The organism is Mesorhizobium sp. B2-4-3, assembly GCF_006442815.1.
Classification (GTDB): Bacteria; Pseudomonadota; Alphaproteobacteria; order Rhizobiales; family Rhizobiaceae; genus Mesorhizobium.
Genome location: NZ_VFVL01000047.1, coordinates 23,710 through 30,411, shown reverse-complemented (window position 1 = coordinate 30,411; position 6,702 = coordinate 23,710). Strand labels below are relative to the sequence as shown.

The following is a 6,702-nucleotide window of genomic DNA, read 5'->3' as shown; positions in this document are numbered from 1 at the left end:
GTCCCGCACAAAGTCGTCCGGCACACGCTTCTGGCCACCGGCACCGTACATCGCCCCTTCGCCGAAGCCTCGAAACTCTGCGGATTGAAACAGCCAATTCAGGAACTCGGCAACCAAGCGTCTCTGGTGTGGGCGAGCAACGATCAACTCGGTGGTGCCAAAGCCAATGCCACCGACCAAACCCTGCATCAGGGCTCCCTTGCCGTTCTCGAAGCATGGCGTGATCTTTGCAACGGCAACATCGCCGTCCCGAAAGTAGCTGTAGCCAGATTGGACATCGCCAAGGCGGCGTGTGGCCTCAAGTCGAAGCGAGCCATCGTCTCCAATCGCTTCCATTGGAAGGAACGAAACTTCTTCGTCTTCGGAGAGACCACTAACCTCTGTTTTGCTCGGGTTGAGCCGAAGCACGAAACGAAGCCGTGTGTTCTTCCACCCAACAGGAAAGGAGGTGTCATGGTGCGTCATTTTTCGACACCCAAGCCGGCGACTTCCGTGATGATCCGCACAGCCTGCCACAGGTCTGTCAGCTTGAAGCAGATGAGGTCTGCGTCCTTGAACGCGGCCTCACCGAAGAGGTTGTGATTTGGCTTGCTCACAGCGAACGTCGAATGGTCGTAACGCTCACTGTCGATATCGCTCAGGCGGTTTACACGCACGCTGTCGGCACGAACCCACAGGTTCTGGTGCCTGACCCGAGCGGGCTCAAATCCCAGCGGCGCACCGTTGGACGCCACATAGCGTTCGGCATGTGTCGCATGGCCTTTGGACGAAACGGAAATCGTAGGATGGCCTACCAGCAAAGCCCTGATCGCTTCTCTCAATTCCTCGCCAGTCACGCCGACAACTCCCCGATCATCGTCAGGATGCGGTCGGTGACCTGCTTCAGGTCGGCGTCAATCTCCGCAAGGGAACGCGGCGGCTCGAAGACGTAGAAGTGCCGGTTGAAGGGGATCTCATAGCCGACTTTCGTCTTCTCGTGGTCGACCCAGGCATCCCCGGCATGGGGCAGAACCTCTCGGCGGAAGAACGCGTCGACATCCTCGGAGAGCGGCACGTTCTCGGTGTCCCTCAGGGCACTATCGGCCTGTGGCTTGCCCTTTGCCTTGCCCCGCTCGCCAAGGACCACCCGGCCCCTGTCGTCGCGCAAGGGGCGCTCGATGGTGATCATGCGGTAGCCGAAGGCCTCGTTCGGGAAGATGAGAGACAGCGGCGCAAGCCTGACCTTGCCACCCTCGGGAGCCGCCGGGGGCCGCTCGCCCGCCAGCACCACCAGCCGCGCCACTTCCTTGCCACTGGCGTCCAACGCCGTGGCCAGCTTCGCCTCGTGAAAGCCGCCGAACAGCTTTGTGACGGTGGCAATGTCGTCGTCGCCCATCTCCTTGCGCTTGGAGCCGAGGCTCTTACGCATCTTGTTCCAGAAGCTGGAGGCGTCGATTAGCTGCACCTTGCCCTTGCGGTGGACTGGCTTGCGGTTGGACAGCACCCAGACATAGGTGGAAATGCCGGTGTTGTAGAACATGTCGGTCGGCAGCGCGACGATGGCCTCGACCAGATCGTTCTCCAGTACATAGCGTCTGATCTCGCTCTCGCCGCTGCCAGCCCCGCCCGTGAACAAGGGCGAGCCGTTCAGCACGATGCCGAAGCGGCTGCCGCCGTCGACTGCTGGCCGCATCTTGGAGAGAAGGTGTAGCAGAAACAGCAGGGACCCGTCGGACACCCTCGGGAGGCCCGGCCCGAAACGGCCATTGAAGCCCTGCTGCTCGGCCTCTCGGCGGACCTCCTTCTCCACCTTCTTCCATTCGACGCCGAAGGGCGGATTGGAAAGCATGTAGTCGAACTTCTCGTGCGGATGGCCATCATCGGATAGGGTGTTGTCCCGAATGATGTTGCTGACGTTCTGCCCCTTGATCAGCATGTCCGCCTTGCAGATCGCGTAGGACTCCGGGTTCAGCTCCTGCCCGTACATCACAAGCGAAGCCTTGTCGTTATGTTCGGCAAGATACTCGCCCGCCACCGACAGCATTCCGCCGGTCCCCGCTGCCGGATCATAGATCGTCCGCACCACGCCGGGCCTCGACAGGATATCGTCGTCCTCGACGAACAAAAGGTTCACCATGAGCCGGATGACTTCGCGCGGTGTGAAATGCTCACCGGCGGTCTCGTTGGAAAGTTCGGCGAACTTGCGGATGAGTTCCTCGAAGACGAGGCCCATCTGGTGGTTGTCGACCTTGCCGGGGTGCAGGTCGATGCGGGCGAATTTTTCCGTGACTTGATAGAGCAGCCCTGCCTTGGCCAGCCGCTCGACCTGGGCGGCGAACTCAAAGCGCTCGAAGATGTCGCGCACGTCGGGCGAGAAGGCCTGGATATAGGCGAACAGGTTCTGGGCGATGTTGTCCTGATCGCCTATCAGCCTGCGCATGTCGAGCTTCGAGGTGTTGTAGAAGGTCTGCCCGGCCTTGCGCAGCACGAAGGGTTCGGGGTTCATGCCTTGCGCGGTCTTGGCGGCATGTTCGGCCAGCACGGCTTCCTTGGTCAGCTCCAGCACACAGTCGAGACGTCGCAGTACCGTGAAGGGCAGGATAACCTTGCCGTAGTCCGCCTGCTTGTAGTCGCCTCGAAGCAAGTCCGCGACGGACCAGATGAAAGACGAAAGCTGCTGCCGATTCATTCCGCGAGACCCCTCCCGATTCTGGGGTCAATACATCGCATCGAGTTAAAAATCGCAACCATCAAGACATGGGCCAAATATTGGCAAAAAAATTCGCCCGGGCGATCCGACAAGCAGCAACCGCGAAGTCCCCCCGTACCCCTTCGCTTGCTGCGGCAGGGGCGCAGGTCAGCCGGACCCGGTGTCGTCCAGCTTCGCCTCGTCATCGAAGGACCAGCGAATGCCCTCCTCGCCGATCTTTTGAAGTCGCATTGGGTCGGCGCAGGTTATGGTCACCTCGTTACGGATTTGTGCTAGCAATTCCTCGTACCGGGCCATGATGCCATAAAGGATTGCGAGGGTTGCCGCTCTTTCGCCTGTATCGCCGGCGAGCCGCAGACCCCAGTGCAGCCTGCGGAACCACATAAGTTCGCCCGCCGGTCTTGCGCCAAAGTTAGGTTGGACCCTGTGAACAACCTGAAACAAGAAGCGGCCGTCAAACTCAAGATCGCTTTCATGCTTGGCCTCGAACTCGCCGATGGTCGGAAGCCACCATACCGAAAGGCTGCCGGCTTGGTTTATGTCTGCTTGCACTCGGATGCGTGGCCGCTCGACGCTCCAGTTCTTCTTGTTCAGCAGCGCATTCACATTGCCCTGCAGGACGCCAAAGTCGCCCCGCGCCTCCTTTAGCAAATCCCTCACGTCGGGTGACATCGCCCGACCGGCAAGCTCGTTTGCGATGTCGAGAAAGTGTTGACTGTTCGTCATTCTGGCTGCCCATGCCCATTTGCGTCGATCCTGTGATGATTCAGGCAGCCACAAAATGCAAGCGAAGCCTCAGTCATCCCCATGTGGCACTCGTTGCCTCATGACCGTTTGGCTGGGGTGTCGACAGCCTTACGCAAAGCAGCAGCTCTCCGTTCGACTTCGCTCTTGCTAAGTGGAGCCCTTGGCATCGAATGCCGGTTAGGATGCGGTCTGGAAGCGGCTGGTGAAGTTTTGGCGACTGAAGGTTTCTTTTTCGCGTATTTCTCATCGAACATGAACGAGAGGAGAAAGGATGCCAGGCGCGGGTTCCAGTTATGGCCGGCGAACGTCTTGATGCTGGCTTGGTTCAGCAGGCGGGCCACGTCCCTGGGCTTTCTGTAGCCGCCGCGCGCAAGACCAATCACGGTGGGTCGCAACTTCTCCACGAACGCGGCGATCCCGTCATCCCCGATACCAAAATGGAGCTTCTCTTGCTCCCGCATGATGGGAACGATCGGTGGGATGGGCTCGTGCGGTCCGCTCCGATTGCTGTGGTAGTCGGCGCCACGCTGCATCGACTTCGAGCGCGATTTGTACATTTCAGTCCCCCAACGTGGGACGAACATAACGAAGGGAACCCGCTTGTCCACAGGGACGTATCTATTGGACATCCAATTGCTTCGCCCTTCGCTTGTCCAACGGCTTGTCTCAAAATGTATAGCTTTTGAGATCAGTCGTTGACACGCCTCTTTTCATGTCTCATAAAGGGTGTCTCACAACCTCTAGACATTTAGAAGAGACCGCCATGACCGACCTCGCTTACATCCGTGTTTCTTCCATAGGCCAGTCGCTAGACGTGCAGCGCGACAAGATGTTCGCGGCTGGAGTAGAGCCCAAGAACATCTTCGAGGAGAAGCGGTCAGGGCTTGATACGGGAAGGCCGGAGTTGAAGGCGTGCCTTAGAGCGCTCAGACGAGGCGACACCGTTCTCATTACTCGCATCGATCGCCTGGCTCGGTCCGCCACTGACCTTCTGAACATCGTCCGAGGCCTGGAGAAGGATGGAGTGTCCTTGCGAGTTCTCGACCAGCAGATCGACACGAGCAGCCCGGCGGGTCGTGCGATGCTCCAGATGCTTGCGGTGTTCGCCGAGTTCGAGACAGCCATTCGAGCAGAGCGCCAGATGGACGGTATTGCCAAGGCGAAGGCAGACGGGACCAAGTTCGGTAGGAAGCGCAAGGCAACTCCGGAGCGCTCCGAGGAGATCAGGAGGATGCGCTACGATCAAGGCAAGACTGTTCCCGAGATCATGAAGGCGACGGGGCTCAGCAAGGCGTCGGTCTATCGCGTGCTGTCGCCGCAGGACGTAGTAACGCCATAGGGCGCACCGACGCCACGGAGAGCCGTCCGGTATTCAGCATAGCGCGCTAGCCCTCATTTGGGCTGCGAAATCGTGACCGTCGCAGAGGCTGGCTCGACCAAGGCAGCCGCAGCAGCGGTCGCACTTGTCGCGGAGTTCTCGCAGCCGGTGGAGTTCTTGGCATCTTTGCATCCGGAACTGTCAGGTGCTCGACCGTTCCCGATGATCTTGCCGGCGACCGTAATGTCTTTCGTGGGTGGCATCTGGCTGGCGGTCGTCTGGTTATCACAGGCAACCGCGGAAGCTACGCCCAACACCAAGGTAAGCATGGCGCACGGTATCGTATACGATCTCATGGACCTTCTCCCTCAAAGGAGTGGGCATCCTATCATTTAAGGAAGAGCGGGCAAAGCCGGAACTCTTGCCGCCTGCTTCCCGTGACTGGCGCTGCCGTCATGCCATCTGGTGCCCAGCGATGTAGCGAAGCATCGTGCCGCGACACCTTGCCTCCTTATAGCCGTGCATGTGCCCGCGTATGCGGGGTGGCTATTTTGACGACCAGAAGTTTTGCAGATGGACCAAGCTACGCCGACTGTGATCGAACCCGACGACGAAGCGGAGGAGCGCGACAGGCCGTTCAACGCCTACCGATTTGCTGCATCGGAAATCAGCAGGGCCATCGTGCAGGAGGCAATCCGACGGTTGCTGAACTGCGAGGCCCGTTTCCAGCTCAAGAAGAACAAGCGGCGCGCCAAGGATCAGGAGACGTTCGACCTGACAGTCGACGCCATCCTGTCGGACCTCATGCACCATCACCTCGTCGAGTATCCGACGGACATCTACGTGACCCGGTCCAATCGGGTGCTTGGCGCGAAGAGCCGCTATCGGCCACGGGCCTACAGCAAGATGTTTCCCTACATCCTCGACCTGATGGCCAAGCCGGAGATGGCTTACATCGAACAGGACATCGCCGCGCCGGTCGAGGGTGTGTCCCGGTCGACGGTGATCAGGCCAGGTTCCCGACTCCTCGATCGGATCGAAGAGCATGGCGTTCAGCTCGGTGATCTCGGTGAGCATCCGCATGGCGAGACGATTATCCTGAAGCGCAGCAAGGACCGTGACGACTACTGGGATGAAGGTGGTCTGGAAGAGTATGACGACACTCCGGAGACGGAGCGATACCGGGCTGAACTCGAAGAGATCAACCAATGGATCGCTGATGCCGATCTCCGGTTCAACCCTGACGGGCTGCCGTGGCCAAGGACGCAGATCAGCATCCATGACCGAAGGCTACGCCGCGTCTTCACTCAGTCCCGGTTCGACAGTGGCGGCAGACTATTCGGTGGCTTCTGGCAGAGCCTTCGCAAACACGAACGTCGACAGAGATTGTGGATCAGCGGCGAGCGGGCGGTGGAGCTGGATTACGGACAGGTCGGACCACGCATCCTCTACGGCATGGCGGGTCACAAGCCGCCGTTCGAGGACCTCTATGATATCTGGGGCTACGGTTTGAACCGACCGGGCATCAAGAAGGTCATGAGCGCCATGATCTTCGCCTCGGACCCCTTGAGCCGCTTCCCGAAGGACACGCGCCCACTCTTCTCTCGGAGCTACAAAGTCGGTGATGTGGTTACAGCGATCGAGGCCAAGCATTCGCTGATCAAGGATCGTTTCCATCGTGGCCTCGGGCATGATGCCCAATTCATCGAGAGCGAGATCATGGTCGAGGTATTGCTGACATTGAAGGCATCAGGCGCGGTTGCTCTTCCAATCCACGACGCCGTGATGGTCCCGGCCTCAGCTGTCTCCATGACCAGGGAAATCATGCTCGATACCTTCCATCGACATGTCCATGTGGAAGGTACTGTAACGATGGAAGGCTAAGGGGAATGACTCTAATGAGGGATGATCTCCTGGTCTCTTCTCTCCCTGATCTGCCCAGGTAAAG

The 6,702-nt window shown here is 59.3% G+C and carries 6 protein-coding genes and 1 pseudogene; 2 read left to right on the top strand and 5 right to left on the bottom strand.

The window, feature by feature from the left end:
- The 5 genes and pseudogenes from FJ956_RS28610 to FJ956_RS28590 form a co-directional block, all read right to left on the bottom strand.
- Positions 1-465 (bottom strand): annotated as a pseudogene (locus FJ956_RS28610) (restriction endonuclease subunit S); the annotation flags it as partial.
- Positions 462-836, bottom strand: a complete 375-nt coding sequence (locus tag FJ956_RS28605; protein WP_140679492.1) for a hypothetical protein — start codon at positions 834-836, stop codon at positions 462-464. The gene FJ956_RS28605 and the pseudogene FJ956_RS28610, both read right to left, overlap by 4 nt.
- Positions 833-2,668, bottom strand: a complete 1,836-nt coding sequence (locus FJ956_RS28600) for a class I SAM-dependent DNA methyltransferase (protein ID WP_140679494.1) — start codon at positions 2,666-2,668, stop codon at positions 833-835. The genes FJ956_RS28605 and FJ956_RS28600 overlap by 4 nt, the downstream gene beginning before the upstream one ends.
- Positions 2,669-2,836: 168 nt before the next feature.
- Positions 2,837-3,415 carry a hypothetical protein gene (locus FJ956_RS28595; RefSeq protein WP_140679498.1) on the bottom strand — a complete coding sequence of 193 codons (579 nt, stop codon included), beginning with the start codon at positions 3,413-3,415 and terminating at the stop codon, positions 2,837-2,839.
- 98 nt (positions 3,416-3,513) lie between these two features.
- Positions 3,514-3,993 (bottom strand): hypothetical protein, encoded by a 480-nt coding sequence (locus FJ956_RS28590; RefSeq protein WP_140679502.1) that lies wholly within the window; start codon positions 3,991-3,993, stop codon positions 3,514-3,516.
- Between the two features lie 206 nt (positions 3,994-4,199).
- Between FJ956_RS28590 and FJ956_RS28585 the strand changes: the two genes are divergently transcribed.
- Both FJ956_RS28585 and FJ956_RS28580 read left to right on the top strand, forming a co-directional pair.
- The gene (locus FJ956_RS28585; RefSeq protein ID WP_140679504.1) at positions 4,200-4,775 is read left to right on the top strand and encodes a recombinase family protein; all 576 of its coding nucleotides are present in this window, start codon (positions 4,200-4,202) and stop codon (positions 4,773-4,775) included.
- 552 nt (positions 4,776-5,327) lie between these two features.
- Entirely contained in the window at positions 5,328-6,638 is a 1,311-nt protein-coding gene (locus FJ956_RS28580; protein ID WP_140679506.1) for a hypothetical protein, read from the top strand.
- Positions 6,639-6,702 lie beyond the last annotated feature (64 nt).

Bases quoted from the DNA above. Each gene is read 5' to 3' on its own strand.
- FJ956_RS28580 (WP_140679506.1), top strand. From the start codon at position 5,328: ATGGACCAAGCTACGCCGACTGTGATCGAACCCGACGACGAAGCGGAG.
- FJ956_RS28585 (WP_140679504.1), top strand. From the start codon at position 4,200: ATGACCGACCTCGCTTACATCCGTGTTTCTTCCATAGGCCAGTCGCTA.
- FJ956_RS28595 (WP_140679498.1), bottom strand. From the start codon at position 3,415: ATGACGAACAGTCAACACTTTCTCGACATCGCAAACGAGCTTGCCGGT.
- FJ956_RS28590 (WP_140679502.1), bottom strand. From the start codon at position 3,993: ATGTACAAATCGCGCTCGAAGTCGATGCAGCGTGGCGCCGACTACCAC.
- FJ956_RS28600 (WP_140679494.1), bottom strand. From the start codon at position 2,668: ATGAATCGGCAGCAGCTTTCGTCTTTCATCTGGTCCGTCGCGGACTTG.